The organism is Halomonas sp. 3A7M, from assembly GCF_014897875.1.
Classification (GTDB): Bacteria; Pseudomonadota; Gammaproteobacteria; order Pseudomonadales; family Halomonadaceae; genus Vreelandella.
Map to the genome: position 1 here is coordinate 156,831 of NZ_JABUZD010000174.1, position 14,598 is coordinate 171,428.

At 51.7% G+C, this 14,598-nt stretch carries 13 protein-coding genes; 10 read left to right on the forward strand and 3 right to left on the reverse strand.

Features of this window, described 5'->3' with window-relative positions; translation table 11 throughout:
* The first annotated feature begins 45 nt into the window (after window positions 1-45).
* The 7 genes from ccoG to fnr all read left to right on the forward strand — a co-directional run bounded on the left by ccoG (window position 46) and on the right by fnr (window position 7,765).
* Window positions 46-1,482, forward strand: coding sequence for a cytochrome c oxidase accessory protein CcoG (ccoG, locus tag INT19_RS18770; RefSeq protein WP_193061841.1), 1,437 nt, complete (start codon window positions 46-48; stop codon window positions 1,480-1,482).
* Between the two features lie 7 nt (window positions 1,483-1,489).
* The gene (locus INT19_RS18775) at window positions 1,490-2,014 is read left to right on the forward strand and encodes a FixH family protein (protein ID WP_193061842.1); all 525 of its coding nucleotides are present in this window, start codon (window positions 1,490-1,492) and stop codon (window positions 2,012-2,014) included.
* Window positions 2,011-4,488: a heavy metal translocating P-type ATPase gene (locus INT19_RS18780; RefSeq protein WP_193061843.1), complete on the forward strand. Its 2,478-nt coding sequence runs from the start codon at window positions 2,011-2,013 to the stop codon at window positions 4,486-4,488. Before INT19_RS18775 ends, INT19_RS18780 begins: the two co-directional genes overlap by 4 nt.
* A complete protein-coding gene (gene ccoS, locus INT19_RS18785) occupies window positions 4,485-4,706 on the forward strand; it encodes a cbb3-type cytochrome oxidase assembly protein CcoS (protein ID WP_193061844.1) in 222 nt (73 codons plus the stop codon). The genes INT19_RS18780 and ccoS overlap by 4 nt, the downstream gene beginning before the upstream one ends.
* Window positions 4,703-5,398 carry a sulfite exporter TauE/SafE family protein gene (locus INT19_RS18790; RefSeq protein ID WP_193061845.1) on the forward strand — a complete coding sequence of 232 codons (696 nt, stop codon included), beginning with the start codon at window positions 4,703-4,705 and terminating at the stop codon, window positions 5,396-5,398. Before ccoS ends, INT19_RS18790 begins: the two co-directional genes overlap by 4 nt.
* A 128-nt stretch (window positions 5,399-5,526) precedes the next feature.
* Window positions 5,527-6,954: an oxygen-independent coproporphyrinogen III oxidase gene (hemN, locus tag INT19_RS18795; protein WP_193061846.1), complete on the forward strand. Its 1,428-nt coding sequence runs from the start codon at window positions 5,527-5,529 to the stop codon at window positions 6,952-6,954.
* A 58-nt stretch (window positions 6,955-7,012) separates the two neighbouring features.
* Window positions 7,013-7,765, forward strand: a complete 753-nt coding sequence (gene fnr, locus INT19_RS18800; protein ID WP_193061847.1) for a fumarate/nitrate reduction transcriptional regulator Fnr — start codon at window positions 7,013-7,015, stop codon at window positions 7,763-7,765.
* On the opposite strand, the gene ttcA is transcribed toward fnr, so the two are convergent.
* From ttcA to INT19_RS18815, 3 genes are all read right to left on the reverse strand, one after another.
* Window positions 7,752-8,717 (reverse strand): tRNA 2-thiocytidine(32) synthetase TtcA, encoded by a 966-nt coding sequence (ttcA, locus tag INT19_RS18805; RefSeq protein WP_193061867.1) that lies wholly within the window; start codon window positions 8,715-8,717, stop codon window positions 7,752-7,754. The genes fnr and ttcA overlap by 14 nt on opposite strands.
* Before the next feature lie 66 nt (window positions 8,718-8,783).
* Window positions 8,784-9,434, reverse strand: coding sequence for a DNA polymerase III subunit epsilon (locus tag INT19_RS18810; RefSeq protein ID WP_193061868.1), 651 nt, complete (start codon window positions 9,432-9,434; stop codon window positions 8,784-8,786).
* A gap of 5 nt (window positions 9,435-9,439) precedes the next feature.
* Entirely contained in the window at window positions 9,440-11,257 is a 1,818-nt protein-coding gene (locus INT19_RS18815; RefSeq protein ID WP_193061848.1) for a putative nucleotidyltransferase substrate binding domain-containing protein, read from the reverse strand.
* A 595-nt stretch (window positions 11,258-11,852) separates the two neighbouring features.
* On the opposite strand from INT19_RS18815, the gene INT19_RS18820 reads away from it, so the two are divergent.
* The 3 genes from INT19_RS18820 to INT19_RS18830 all read left to right on the forward strand — a co-directional run bounded on the left by INT19_RS18820 (window position 11,853) and on the right by INT19_RS18830 (window position 14,538).
* On the forward strand, window positions 11,853-12,113 hold the full coding sequence (locus INT19_RS18820; protein ID WP_038477966.1) for a DUF4212 domain-containing protein: 261 nt from the start codon (window positions 11,853-11,855) through the stop codon (window positions 12,111-12,113).
* A 6-nt stretch (window positions 12,114-12,119) separates the two neighbouring features.
* A complete protein-coding gene (locus INT19_RS18825) occupies window positions 12,120-13,901 on the forward strand; it encodes a sodium:solute symporter family protein (protein WP_193061849.1) in 1,782 nt (593 codons plus the stop codon).
* A gap of 106 nt (window positions 13,902-14,007) precedes the next feature.
* Window positions 14,008-14,538, forward strand: a complete 531-nt coding sequence (locus INT19_RS18830; protein ID WP_193061850.1) for a hypothetical protein — start codon at window positions 14,008-14,010, stop codon at window positions 14,536-14,538.
* The last annotated feature ends 60 nt before the right edge of the window (window positions 14,539-14,598 follow it).

Genomic DNA, 14,598 nt, shown 5'->3' on the forward strand with positions numbered 1-14,598 from the left:
CCATGCTGCCGCCCATTCCCGCCTTAGTGAGCTGCGATCATCGCCATGGAAAAAATACCTAGCCAAGATATTACGCCGCCGCCCGTTGGGCACCATCCCCCTGGGGAAAGTACAACTCAGAGCATGTATGCTAAGCGCCGACATATTTATGTGCGCGAAATTAAAGGGCTCTTCCAGAAAGTAAGGCGCAGCACCAACTGGGCGCTTATGCTGGGCTTTTTTCTGCTTCCATGGCTGAACTGGGGCGACCGCCCTGCTATCTGGTTTGACCTTCCAGGCCGAGAGTTTCATATTTTTGCTGCCACATTTTATCCCCAAGAGTTCGTATTACTTTCGTGGCTGCTTATTATCTGTGCCTTTGGGCTATTTTTTATTACTGTTTTTGCTGGACGTGTTTGGTGTGGCTATACCTGCCCACAAAGCGTCTGGACATTCTTATTTATTTGGCTTGAGCACCGCATAGAGGGATCTAGAAACCACCGTATTAAGCTAGACAAGCAGCCAATGAATGCTGACAAAGCGTGGCGGAAAGGAGCTAAACATTCCGCTTGGTTACTGATTTCTTTGGCTACTGGCATCACTTTTGTGGGTTACTTCACCCCCATCCGCACGCTAGTGACGGAACTGCCTACGCTAGAAGCCCATGGCTGGTCCTATTTTTGGGTTGGCTTCTTTTTAGTATTTACCTATTTAAATGCAGGCTGGCTGCGCGAGCAGGTGTGCATTTACATGTGCCCCTACGCGCGCTTCCAATCAGTCATGTTTGATCGCGACACACTGATCGTGTCGTACGACGAAGCACGCGGCGAGCCAAGAGGTCGGCGGAAGAAGTCACTTAGCCATACTCAGGCGAGAGAAGCTGGCTTTGGCGACTGTGTAGACTGCGAGCTATGCGTTCAGGTTTGCCCAACAGGCATTGATATTCGTGATGGGCTCCAGTACGAGTGCATTACCTGTGCAGCCTGCATTGATGCCTGTGACAGCGTCATGGACAAAATGGGCTACCCCAAAGGGCTTATTCGCTATACAACGGAAAATGCGCTAGAAGGCAAGAAAAGCCACATTTTACGGCCTCGACTGCTGAGCTACTTTGCCGCGCTGATTATTATGGTCGTTGCGTTTGCCTGGACGGTTAACGACCGCATTCCACTTAGTTTCGACACCGAGCGTGAGCGCACACAGCTGTATCAAATGACCCGAGAAGGGCAAATCAGCAATGTTTACAGCCTCACGGTGCGTAACCTTGATAACCAGCCACACACTTACCAAATCAGTGTGTTAGGCCTTCCCAGCTTAACGCTAGATAGCGCGTCGATTAGCGTGCCGGCAGGCGAATCTCGCATTCAGGTCGTCACCGTACTGGCAAACCCTCAAGATCTAAGCCAGCCCAGCCACCCCATTACTTTTGTGCTACAAGCACAACAAGATGAGCAAATCCGTCAGGAGCGTGAAGCCCGCTTCTTAGGTAACGCCAGGAGATAAATGCGTTATGTCAGACCCTACGATTACGCCTTGGTACAAACAGTTCTGGCCATGGTTTTTGTTAGGCTTGTTGTTTTCCTCCATTATTGTCAGCACAACCTTTGCGGTTATGTCGGTCAAAAGCTACGACGGTATGGTGGTACAAGAAGATTACTACGAGCACGGCAAAGCAATTAACATGGTATTCGCCAAGCAAGAGCAAGCGCGCACTTTAAATTTAAGTGCCGAGTTACGCATTGATCCGCTTACCAGCGATATTGTTGTTGATCTTGCTGGTGATGCTCGCCCAGACAAGCTCTATCTAGATCTTATTTTTCCTACCGAAGACGATCGTGACCAGTCGTTTGTACTAGAGCATGTGCGCGAAGGTCGCTATATCACTCAAGGACCTGACAATCTGCGCTATCGCTGGTATCTACAGCTGCAGCCAGAGCAAGGCGATGAATCAGAATGGCGCCTTATCGGAGAAGCACGCTTTCCTGACGAAAACACCATTGCACTACTACCTGGCGGGCGCTCGGAGAACGAATGACCACGACCACCCTTAGCTGCTACCACTGCGGCAACCCGGTGCCCGAAGGGGCACCGTGGCGAATTAACATTGACGACACATCCAAATCACTATGCTGCCCAGGTTGCGAAGCCGTCGCCCATGCCATCGTCGATGGCGGGTTGGAAAGCTATTATCGCTATCGCACAGAAATGCCAGAGCGCCCTGACGAGCGCCAAGCTGCCAAAGCAGAAACCTGGTCGGTATTTGATGACCCAGGGCTACAAGCGCAGTTTGTTCACCCAGAGGGTGACGAAGGACAAGTACGCGCCACACTCGCAATAGACGGCATCACCTGTGCAGCCTGCGCCTGGCTCATTGAACACCGTTTGAATGCACTTGATGGCGTTACTTCTAGCGCGGTCAACCTTACCCATCATCGCCTACGTGTGAGCTGGGACCCCGCCGTCATCAACCTCTCACAGCTGTTCGCTGAACTAGCGGCCATTGGCTACAATGCGCAGCCCTATGAACCTGACCAAGCCCAAACGCGCTTGCAACATGAAGAACGCATGAATGTGCGCCGCCTGATTGTCGCGGCCGTCGGGATGATGCAGGTCATGATGTTCTCCATTCCCATTTATGTGTCGGGGCCTGGTGAGCTTAGCGAAGACTTTTACACTCTGTTTCACTGGCTATCGTTTGCCCTGGCCACGCCCGTGGTATTTTTCTCAGCGCAACCTTTTTTCCGTAACGCATTGCGTGATCTAAAAACCGGCGTTCTTGGCATGGATGTGCCGGTCTCGCTAGCCATTGGCGGCGCCTATTTGGCGAGCAGTTATGCAGTGCTGTTTAACGTTGGCGATGTTTATTTCGACTCGGTCGCCATGTTTACCTTTTTCTTGCTATTTGGCCGTTATGTAGAAGGTAGGGCCAGACGGCGCAGCGGCCACAGTGGCAATGCGCTGAGCGGCGTTTTGCCAGTGTCCGCTATTCGCCTTGAAGCTGATGGCAGTGAACGCATTCTGCCTGCCAGTGAACTTAAAGAAGGCGACCGCGTGCTCATCAAGCCCGGTCATGGCGTTCCCGCTGATGGCATTATCGAAGACGGCGAATCCAGCCTTGATGAGTCGATGCTGACCGGTGAGTATTTGCCAGTGACTCGACGGGTAGGCGAAAGCGTGGTGGGTGGCAGCCAAAACATGGAAAACCCGCTCACCATAAAGGTAACCCATGCTGGCAATAGCGCCAGAGTGGCCGGTATTGTCGATTTAACCGATCGCGCCTTTGCAAGTCGCCCACGACTTGCCCAGATGGCGGCGCGTATGGCGCACCTGTTTGTATTACGGCTGCTGATCGTTACCGCGTGTGTCACTGTAGCATGGTGGTTTATTGATCCGTCTCGTGTGCTATGGGTGCTACTCTCGGTATTAGTAGTCACCTGCCCTTGTGCACTGGCACTGGCCACCCCTACTGCGCTGACAGCAGGACATGGCCAATTGCGCCAGCGAGGCGTACTCATTACACGTGCTGACGCGATCGAATCACTCTCCAACGTCACCCGCGTGATTTTTGATAAGACCGGTACGCTGACCCGCGGCGAAATGCAGCTAACCCAAACGTATCCTATTGACCAACAGCATCTCGCCCACAGCGAGACGACGCTCAGTGAAGAGCGTGCCCAAGCCATCGCAGCGGCGCTAGAGGCACACTCTGAACACCCCATTGCCAGGGCTTTTCGCCCATTTCGGGATGCCACTCTGCAGGCACGCAACGTCAAAAGTGTGACCGGAAGCGGGCTAGAAGGCACTTTGAACGGCGCAACATGGCGATTAGGTAAACCCGATTTTGCGACGACAACCGCGCTGCCCCAGCCAGGCACCGGCCAGTGGCTTTTGCTCAGTGAAAACAACGCACCACGTGCCTGGTTCAAGCTGCACGATGGCGTTCGTGAAGATGCGGCTCAAACCGTTGCCGCACTTCAAGCCCGTGGACTGAAAGTAGAACTACTTTCTGGTGACACGCAAGAAGCGGTAGAAAGCTTGGCAGAACAGCTCAATATTACCACGTGGCACGCTGGCAGATCGCCTGAGGGCAAGCTGGCGCGATTACGTGAGTTACAAGCCAGCGGTGAGCGTGTCGTGATGATCGGTGACGGTATCAATGATGTGCCGGTATTGGCTGGCGCTGACGTTGCCATTGCTATGAATGGCGCCACAGATCTTGCCCGGACCCGCGCCGACGCGATACTGCTCAGTCCACGCCTAATGCGTATTTTTGAGGCGATTGATATTTCCTGCGCCACACGCCGAATTATGCGTCAAAATATGCTGTGGTCGGTTTGCTACAATTTTTCGGCACTGCCTTTAGCAGCAATGGGCTTAATTCCCCCCTGGCTCGCTGCGATTGGCATGTCGCTAAGCTCCCTGGTTGTGGTAGGTAACGCGCTGCGTCTCACTCGCTGGCGTACGCCGCCCGCCCCTCAGATTGCCCTATCAACACCGGTGATGGCATGACGATTTTATACTTACTGATTCCCCTTTCACTCACTCTTCTGGGCCTCGCGGTGTGGGCGTTTTTTTGGGCCGTGAAACACGGCCAATTTGACGATTTGGAAGGCCCAGCCCACCGCATCCTATTCGACGATGATGAGAATGACCTGACTCCCGAGCAGCGTGCCGCGCGTAAAAAAAGTGGCTCTTCTTCTCAAGATAACCAAGAGCCACCTGCATGAATCCTACGGGACTTGATTTACCGCCCCTGCTAGCCGCGTTTGTATTTGGCTTAATGGGCGGCGCCCACTGTATCGGCATGTGTGGCGGCATTATGAGCGCGCTGACCTTTGCCGTACCGCCTAGCATGCGACACCCTGCCCGCATGGGTGGGCTGCTGATTAGCTATAACGCCGGACGCATTCTCAGCTATATGGTGGCGGGTGCCATTGTTGCTGCACTTGGCACACTTATCTCACTTTCACCGTCTGCACGTGTTGCACTGCAGGCTTTCGCCGCATTGATGCTCATCCTAATGGCGCTCTATATCGCCAACTGGTGGAAAGGACTGCTGAAAGTAGAAGCGGTGGGAAGACACCTTTGGCGTTATATAGAGCCAGTAGGTAGACGCCTGATGCCTGTCGTGCATCTTCCTCAAGCCTTCGCCCTAGGGACGCTGTGGGGCTGGCTGCCCTGTGGTTTGGTTTACTCCATGCTAGCCTGGAGCTTAGCGATTGCAGACCCACTCGATGGCGCGCTGCTAATGGGTGCTTTTGGACTGGGTACACTCCCCGCTCTGCTGGCAACAGGACTTGCAGCACAGCAGTTAAGCCATTTAATTCGCCACCCTGCCACTCGCAGCGTCGCTGCACTGTCGATTATCAGTTTCGCCCTTTGGCAACTATGGACGCTTATCTCCCTAACAGCGCATTAGTCAGACCCTCCTATAGTTTGATATAGCTCAACGCATTCCAAGTGACACCGACGTAGCATGCCGAGAGAACACTGAGCGACGGCGCTCAGTCACTCCTTTTGTTTACTTCTCACTTCGGAGCGCTCGCCATGCCCGTTCATGCCACTGCTGCCTTCTCACCTACCAACACGGAAGTGTCTGGGGCTAATGCCTGGGATGAAGCGCTACTGCGTCGCTATGACAAAAGTGGCCCACGTTACACATCCTACCCAACAGCTCTCGCGTTTCATGAGCAGTTCAGCGCCGATGACTTTACTCAGGCGCTAGCGCGCAGTAACGAGAGCCACCGTCCGCTATCCCTATATGTGCATGTGCCCTTTTGTCGAAAAATTTGCTTCTACTGTGCTTGCAATAAAATCGCAACGAAGAATACCGCCCTTGCGGAACCTTACCTTTCTCGGCTAGATCGGGAAATGGTGCTCACTGCCCGCCATTTAGACACTTCACGCCCGGTGCAACAGTTACACTGGGGAGGTGGTACGCCCACATTTCTAACCTTGGCACAGATGGGAGACCTGATTGATCGCCTAGATGCCCGTTTTGGTTTATCTAGCTCAGCCGATCGCGATTACGCTATTGAAATAGACCCTCGCGAAGCAGACGTATTTACTTTGCGCCACCTACAATCTCTCGGCTTTAATCGACTAAGCCTTGGCGTACAGGATTTAAACCTGCAGGTACAAAAAGCTATCAACCGCGTACAACCCCGGGTACTCACCGAAACGTTAATGGAAGAAGCTCACCGTCTTGGTTTTCGCTCACTCAATCTTGATTTGATTTATGGGCTGCCATTTCAAACCGAAAAAAGCTTTGCCGAGACGCTAAACCAAGTCATCGAACTCAACCCCGCACGGCTGTCGGTATTTAATTATGCGCACATGCCCACCCGCTTTGCGCCACAGCGACGCATTAACGAAACGGACCTTCCCAGCGCTGATGAAAAGCTGGCTATTTTGCATACCACCATAGAAATGCTGACTAATGCAGGCTATGTGCATATTGGCATGGATCACTTTGCACGACCTGACGATAGCCTAGCGATTGCACAGCGCAACGGCACCTTACAACGCAATTTTCAGGGCTACTCTAGCCATGCACAGTGCGATTTAGTTGGCTTAGGCGTATCCGCTATATCACGGGTTGACGACGTTTACGCACAAAACCCGACTCAGCTTGGCCAATATGAAGCAGCCTTAGATCAAGGTAAGCTGGCAACCGTCAAAGGATTAAGGTTAAATAAGGATGACCTAATACGAAGAGACGTGATTGAACGGCTAATGTGCGACATGCACATTGATCTAGCGGCAGTTGGAAGGCGTTGGCACATCGATGCTAGTGATTATTTTTCCACCGCAATTGAGCAATTGAAGACAGCTGAGCAAGACGGTTTAATCACTCGCCATCGGCAAGTTATTAGCGCCACCCCCACTGGGCGGCTGCTGATTCGCCATTTGGCGATGGCCTTTGATGCTCGCATAGCTGACCAGCCGACTCAGCGCTACTCTAAGATTGTATAAGCTTGTTGAGACGTCTTGCCTCTGGGCCTATGATGGCTAACGAGAAAGGGAGAATGATATGCCACACCCCGCCAGCCAACGACGCTCACTACTGCAAGAGGCGCGCTGTCAGACCTGTAGCCTAAGCTCGCTGTGTCTGCCGCTTGCCTTAGAGCTTGAGGATATGGGCCAGTTTGATGCCATCATTCGCCGCCGCGCACCGCTCAAAAAAGGCGAGCCCCTGTTTCGCCAGGGCGATCACTTCACCAGTGTGTATGCCGTCCGCTCAGGCAGCCTGAAACAGGTGACCAGCGAAGGGAACGGCAATGATCAGCTGACAAATTTCTACCTTCCCAGCGAACTAGTGGGATTGGACGGAATTGATGAAGAGCACTACCCCGGTAGCGTCATTGCACTGGAAACCACAACGGTATGTGAAATTCCATTTGATCGCTTGGACCTGCTTTCCGAAGAACTGCCCGAACTACGTGGCCAGCTTTATCGGAGCATGAGCAAAGAATTGCGGGATGACCGGCGCATGATGCGCTTGCTATCGCGTAAGACGGCCGATCAACGACTAGCCAGCTTTTTAGTCACCCTTTCAGACCGTTTTCGTCGACGTGGATACTCGCCTTATAGCTTCAGACTCTCCATGTCCCGCGCCGACATCGGCAATTACTTAGGCTTGGCGGTAGAGACGGTCAGCCGTATTCTTAGCCGCTTTCAACAGCAAGAGGTGGTGGCTGTTTCAGGGCGCGAGGTTAATATTTTAGATATGCGGCGCCTCATCACGCTAACTGAAGAGGAAGAACAGTCGGCTAGTCCACGCTAAGCGCCTGAATACGCCCTTCCATCAACGCCGCTTGTTTGGCTTCAAGGCCAGCAAAGTCAAATAAACGGCGGTCTGCTAGCTGGGAAGGCGCTACATTGGTCACCGCTTTAAACATGCTCTCTAGACGTCCTGGATGTTTTTTATCCCACTCAGCCAACATATCTTTGACAACTTGACGCTGGAGATTGGGCTGAGAGCCACATAAGTTGCAGGGAATAATCGGGAATTCCATTAGCCGAGCAAACTCTGCAATATCAGCCTCTTTGCAGTAGGCAAGGGGGCGAATGACAATATTCTTGCCATCGTCAGATAAAAGCTTGGGAGGCATTGCTTTCAAAGTGCCACCAAAGAACATGTTAAGAAATAACGTTTCTAAAATATCTTCACGATGATGCCCTAGGGCAATTTTCGTAGCCCCAATTTCCTCGGCAAACCCATAAAGAGAGCCACGTCTTAGTCGTGAGCAGAGCGCGCAGGTCGTTTTTCCTTCCGGGGTTTTCTCTTTCACCACCGAGTAGGTGTCACGCTCTAGAATGTGGTATTCAACCCCCATTTTATTTAGGTATTGGGGCAACACATGCTCCGGGAAGCCTGGCTGTTTTTGATCCATATTGACGGCGACCAGAGAGAAATTAACCGGCGCGTTGCGCTGCAGGTTAAGCAGTATCTCCAGCATCGTATAGCTATCTTTGCCGCCAGACAGGCACACCATCACCTTGTCACCTTCACCAATCATTTGATAATCAATGATGGCGTTGCCAACCTCTCGCCGTAAGCGCTTTTGTAGCTTATTAAATTCACGCTTCTGTTTAGCGGCGTGATGCTCGGATGGTGTCTGTGCGCTATTAACAGCAGGGCTGTCAACAGAAACAGTATCAGGCGCTGCGGGGTCAAAATAGTCAGGTTGTAGCATGGTGTAGGCACTGCCGATGGTAGAAGAAGCAGCGGGCATTCTAACAAGACTCACCACGTCCACCCAAGATAAACCCGTGGATTCATCCCATGAGGGTAGTAACGACTATCCCTGCTGGGCGATCTCGCGCTGCAAACGCAGATATAAAAGCGCGCTTGCGGTTGCATCCCCCAGCACTCCCATCCACTGAAGAGCGGGCATTTGCCAACGAGCGAGCGCTTCCGTCAAGTGGCCGTTCGTCTCACACTGCGGATGTAAGCGACGCAGTTGGCGATAGTGTAGCTTACCAACATCGACCTGGGCATTGGGCAAACCAAATCCCAACCCTGCTTTAAACAAAAGATTAAGGTGTTCCACCGAGCGGCCTAACTGCCAACCAATTAGCGGCCGATTACCGATGAATTCAGCTAGCGCCCCAAGATGCTCAGCGTTAGGCGCCAGCACCGTGTCCGTCGCATACAGCTGATGATGTCGCCGCAGCGCGGGGGCGTTGTTGTTCTGCTCTTCTGCCAGGGTAGCCACCCAGGCTCGGCTGGTCTGCACTCTCCCTGGGCTTAAGACAACAGCAGCGACGCTGACCACCGGCGCTTGGCCTGGGCTAGCCTGGCAGGCAAGCGCCACCATTTCCTCCCCCATGTAGGGCTGAAACAGCCATGCGTAGGGGGAATCTGCCCAGCGTCGGCGGTCGCTTTCGCGCTGCATTAATGTACGCAGCGAGCCACTGAGTAGTGACATATGCCGGTCTAACAAGCGCATTCCGCTCACGAATACTCCAAATGATAACGATGGGAGAGCCGCTGCTTAAAATCTTTTACGATATGCAGCGCCTCACGCAGCAGATCACGCTCAAGGGACGAGAGTTCTTGCACCACCACACGGTTGCTGCGCTGCTGAGTCGACGCTTCTGCTGTCTGCAACTGCTGCTTTAAACGTAGTTCGGTAAACAGCGCCAGCGCCTCGCCCAGGTCATCCGCAAAACGGCGATCAAGACGACCATCTTCTGCTAAAGCGTCCAGGCGATCTAAGGTGGAAGTAGCATTAATGCGTCGCTCGAGGGCCATTGTGCGCACCCCATGAACAATGGGAAAAATACCGCCTTTTTTAATATCGATCCCATGCTGGGGCTTTTTTAAGGAGCCAAATAGCGTTAGCGGTGTTGAGAAACGCAGTGCAGCGCGCGCAAAGTAGGACAGCAATAGCTCATCCCGTGAGCAGCGTTCAAACAGCTCCGCACGCACGCTGTCTAGCAATTGCGGATTACCAGCCACACCATGGGCATCCAGTAAAATCGCCAGCTTCATTAGGCTATCGCCATCTCTTGCACTCACCCATTTAGCAATGTTGTTTTTCCATTGCGACACAGTGCCAACCCATTCAGGATTAGACACCATGATATTACCTGGGCATGGTGGGTAGCCGAGCTGAATCAGCGTTTGGGTAAGCGCATTCATGTCTTCGGCAAGCGAAGGCCATTGGCTGTCATCGGCTAAAATCAGGCCATTATCTTGATCTGTTTTAAGAATTTGTTCGCCGCGCCCTTCACTACCCATCACCATTAGGCAACTTTGGGAGTGATACTGCTCAGGAATAACAAATGACCACGCTTTATTGATGATTCGGCCATTCAACGCGGCCAGTAGGTCCATGGCAAAACGTAGTTTGACCCCTTGCGCCATAAGCGCATTCACCAATTCTGGCGTACGTTGGCTGGCAGCCGCCAATGCTTCTAAGCTACTTGCCTGCTCCACCTGCAGACTAACGACATAGCTACGGCTCGAAAAATAGCTAAGGACATCCGTTAGCTCCACCACCCCTTTCAGGGCGCCCTGTTCCATCACCACCACCCGCGTTACTTTATGCCGCGTCATCAGCACGAGCGCTTCAAATAAGTATTGATGGGGGGTAACGGTTACCAACGAGAAATGGGCCACATCCTCAACGGGCGCTGTATGCTCAAAGTTGTTCAGCACCACACCATTGAGCAAATCGGTTTTGGTGACAATGCCAAACTCCCCCTGGGTTTTGACTAGCAAACTATCTGCATGGCTATCGTTGAGCTGACGCACCGCGCTGGCAATATCTGTCGATGCATCCATGATAAGAGGTTCACGCATACATTCGCTGACTTTAGCCAACATAAAGCCGGCCATGGTCACGCCGCCTTCGGCACGCTTTTCAGTCATTAACCGCGCTTTGTGAGATAGCGACTGTTTGAAGAAATTTTCGAAGTCGGGATGATGACGGCATAGTTTTATAAATAGCGCCTTCGGCATCACATAGCACAAGCATTCTTGCTCAGCTTGGAAGCGATAGCGGCTTTTACCATTCAGAATACTAATGGCACCAAACAGATCACCAGCCGTGTAGTGCCCAATCCGTGCACTGGACGCTGGCAGGGTAGGATCCAGTTCAGCAACTTCGCCCTTGTGAATCAAAAATACCGATTCACCCGCTTGCCCCATCTCGATAATAATTTCATCACGATCAAAATAGGCGATGTCCATACCACGACGAACGTGGTCACGCCCTTCATCATCAATTAATGTGAAGGGCAATTGGGAAAGATCAACGTCAATCATGAGTGACCCCAGTTAATCGCGATGAAGAACACAATGGCTTAAGATTTGATTGCTTTTTAACCAACGCCTTTATTATACCTTTTGCTATACCGCTAACGTCGTAAAGACGTTCGTTTAGCGACCAAAGTAGCGACATGAATTAGCAAACTTGGCCATTTAATATACCACCTATTAAAAGTAGCAAACATTGCTTTTAAGCGACCCATAGACCATCGTCCTATCACCCAGGAAGAGAAACTAAAAAAATATCAAAAACAAGTATTTATTTTAAAAAACAAACATCACAATACGTACTGAAAGCTCATTGATACCAAAGTCTGGGATTTATTTTTTGCAATTATTGCCCACTATTAACAACGGGCTATACAGGATGTTCACGTGGCACTTGTTAAACACTTATCAAGGCACTGAAGAAAACCTTGCCAAACCATTAACCAGCAGAGCAACTTAACCAACAAGGTGATATGCGTCTAATCGCACTAAATCATCGCAGACAACTAAAAGAGCGGTTTTCTATGAAGGATTGCCCTAATGGATCACACGCTATCCTGAGTTAACTTTCCAACCCTAAAAATCACAACTGGAGAGCACCACAATGGCAGATGACAAATCCAATGCTGCTGAATACTGGAAAGCCAACGTCCGATTAATCTTTGGATGCTTGGCCGTTTGGGCGTTCGTTTCTTATGGATGTGCCATCCTCTTTCGTCCGCTGTTAGCGGGCATTCCCGTTGGTGGGACTGACTTGGGCTTTTGGTTCGCTCAACAGGGCTCCATCCTCACCTTCATCGTACTGATCTTCTTCTATGCCTGGAGAATGAACAAACTCGATGCAAAATTCGGCCTTGGGGAGTAAGCCAGTATGAGCCAGTTTGCCATTAACTTACTGTTTGTCGGCGCGTCGTTTGCGCTCTATATCGGGATTGCGATATGGGCACGAGCCGGGTCGACTAAAGACTTCTACGTTGCTGGTGGTGGCGTTCACCCTATCACCAACGGTATGGCGACTGCCGCTGACTGGATGTCAGCGGCATCGTTTATTTCAATGGCCGGTCTGCTAGCGTCTGGCGGATACGCTAACTCCACCTTCTTGATGGGCTGGACAGGTGGTTACGTTATCCTGGCAATGCTGCTAGCGCCTTACCTGCGTAAGTTTGGCAAGTTTACAGTGCCTGACTTTATTGGTGACCGTTTCTACAGCAACACTGCGCGCTTCGTCGCGATTGTGTGTTTGATCGTTGCCTCTGTTACTTACGTTATCGGTCAAATGACCGGTGCTGGTGTTGCTTTCTCGCGCTTCTTGGAAGTGAGCAACACCTGGGGTATCTGGATCGCAGCGCTGATTGTGTTCCTGTATGCCGTTTTTGGCGGCATGAAAGGCATTACCTACACGCAGGTCGCTCAGTACGTAGTGCTTATCATCGCCTACACTATTCCGGCGGTGTTCATTGCCATGCAACTAACCGGCAACCCGATTCCGATGTTTGGTATGTTCAGTACTCATACGGAGTCTGGTATTCCGCTACTGACCAAGCTGGACGAAGTGGTCAATGCACTTGGTTTCCGCGACTATACCGCCGACGTCGATAATAAGCTGAACATGGTGCTGTTTACCCTGTCGCTAATGGTGGGTACTGCTGGTTTACCCCATGTTATTATTCGCTTTTTCACTGTGCCGAAAGTTGCTGACGCGCGCTGGTCCGCTGGTTGGGCACTCGTGTTTATTGCGCTGCTGTATCTCACCGCTCCTGCGGTTGGTTCCATGGCGCGCCTGAACTTGGCTACCACCGTCTATCCAGAGATGGCAGGACAAGTAGAGAATTACGAAGAAGCCGCCCGCAATCCGATTCTCTATGAAGATCGTCCTGAGTGGGTGCGCACGTGGGAAGAAACCGGGCTTATCGCCTTCAACGATCTTAACAATGACGGCCGCATCCAAATGTACAATGATGCTACCGACTATTCTGATCGTGGCTGGGAAGGTAACGAGCTGACCGTTAATAATGACATTCTGGTATTAGCAAACCCAGAAATTGCCAACTTGCCAGGCTGGGTTATCGGCCTGATTGCAGCAGGCGGTATTGCTGCGGCCCTCTCAACAGCAGCAGGTCTACTATTGGCCATCTCGTCAGCCATTAGTCACGATTTGATCAAAACAATGATCAATCCGAAGATCTCTGAAAAGGGTGAAATGCTGGCAGCACGTATTTCAATGGGCGGCGCGATTCTTCTGGCTACCTATCTTGGGCTTAATCCGCCCGGGTTCGCAGCGCAGACGGTTGCACTTGCCTTTGGTATCGCTGGTGCCTCACTGTTCCCAGCGCTGATGATGGGCATTTTCTCCAAGCGCATGAACAGCAAAGGCGCGATTTGCGGCATGCTGGCAGGTCTAATCTGCACCCTGCTCTACATCTTCACCTATCTCGGTTGGTTCTTCGTCCCCGGCACCAACATGCTGGCCAACACGCCAGATAATTGGATTCTGGGCATTTCACCGCTCTCCTTCGGTGCAGTAGGTGCGATGATTAACTTTGCAACTGCGTTTGCTGTCTCTAGCGCAACGGAAGAGCCTCCGCAGGAGATTCAAGACCTGGTAGAAAGCGTTCGTTATCCGAAAGGTGCTGGTGTCGCGGTCGACCACTAAGTCATAATCGGCTCCTCCTCTTTGGCACACTGCCATTAGATTCGGAATCGATACTTATCATCGGGCTTCCTTAGGGGAGCCCGATGTCATTTAGAAAGGATATTTTATGATCTGGCATCTTGTTGCCGCTGTATTTGCAGGGCTTGCCGCCGCAGGGATAGGTCTATTACTTAGAACGCTTAGCCGTAAACGGCTGCCTAAATGGATTGTGCCCGTTTTTGGTGGCCTGGGTATGCTGGGGTATCAGGTCTCAACCGAATACAGCTGGTTTGAACACAAGCGCTCTCAACTACCTGAAACTGCCATCGTCATTTCCAGCGATACGTCTAGTGCCGTGTGGCGACCATGGACCTTTGTGTTCCCGATGACGACTAAATTCAGCATCGTTGATAGCGACAATGTGCGCGCTCGTCACATTGACGATGAGTTAATTGCTGAATTTATTCTCTATCAATTCGAACGCCGCCATACCGATATACTGACCACCCAGCCTTATGTCTTGAACTGTACTCACCGCGAGATAGTCCCCCTGAATACAGAGACGGGCGACGCTGAGTTAAGCGAGCGTCGCACGCTACGGCAAACTGCGCCGTTGTTAACAACCGTTTGCCAACTTGCCGCCGATCAGCAGACGTGATGCCCCTCCTTCGCCTAGAATAGGGTCTTTAGTTAGATGATCGTTATTTGATATTAGATC

What these genes read in the sequence shown, in the direction of transcription:
- INT19_RS18810 (WP_193061868.1), bottom strand. Translation starts at nt 9,434, where the DNA reads ATGCGCTTGTTAGACCGGCATATGTCACTACTCAGTGGCTCGCTGCGT.
- INT19_RS18815 (WP_193061848.1), bottom strand. Translation starts at nt 11,257, where the DNA reads ATGATTGACGTTGATCTTTCCCAATTGCCCTTCACATTAATTGATGAT.
- hemN (WP_193061846.1), top strand. Translation starts at nt 5,527, where the DNA reads ATGCCCGTTCATGCCACTGCTGCCTTCTCACCTACCAACACGGAAGTG.
- ccoG (WP_193061841.1), top strand. Translation starts at nt 46, where the DNA reads ATGGAAAAAATACCTAGCCAAGATATTACGCCGCCGCCCGTTGGGCAC.
- ccoS (WP_193061844.1), top strand. Translation starts at nt 4,485, where the DNA reads ATGACGATTTTATACTTACTGATTCCCCTTTCACTCACTCTTCTGGGC.
- INT19_RS18775 (WP_193061842.1), top strand. Translation starts at nt 1,490, where the DNA reads ATGTCAGACCCTACGATTACGCCTTGGTACAAACAGTTCTGGCCATGG.
- INT19_RS18820 (WP_038477966.1), top strand. Translation starts at nt 11,853, where the DNA reads ATGGCAGATGACAAATCCAATGCTGCTGAATACTGGAAAGCCAACGTC.
- INT19_RS18780 (WP_193061843.1), top strand. Translation starts at nt 2,011, where the DNA reads ATGACCACGACCACCCTTAGCTGCTACCACTGCGGCAACCCGGTGCCC.
- ttcA (WP_193061867.1), bottom strand. Translation starts at nt 8,717, where the DNA reads ATGCCCGCTGCTTCTTCTACCATCGGCAGTGCCTACACCATGCTACAA.
- INT19_RS18830 (WP_193061850.1), top strand. Translation starts at nt 14,008, where the DNA reads ATGATCTGGCATCTTGTTGCCGCTGTATTTGCAGGGCTTGCCGCCGCA.
- INT19_RS18825 (WP_193061849.1), top strand. Translation starts at nt 12,120, where the DNA reads ATGAGCCAGTTTGCCATTAACTTACTGTTTGTCGGCGCGTCGTTTGCG.
- INT19_RS18790 (WP_193061845.1), top strand. Translation starts at nt 4,703, where the DNA reads ATGAATCCTACGGGACTTGATTTACCGCCCCTGCTAGCCGCGTTTGTA.
- fnr (WP_193061847.1), top strand. Translation starts at nt 7,013, where the DNA reads ATGCCACACCCCGCCAGCCAACGACGCTCACTACTGCAAGAGGCGCGC.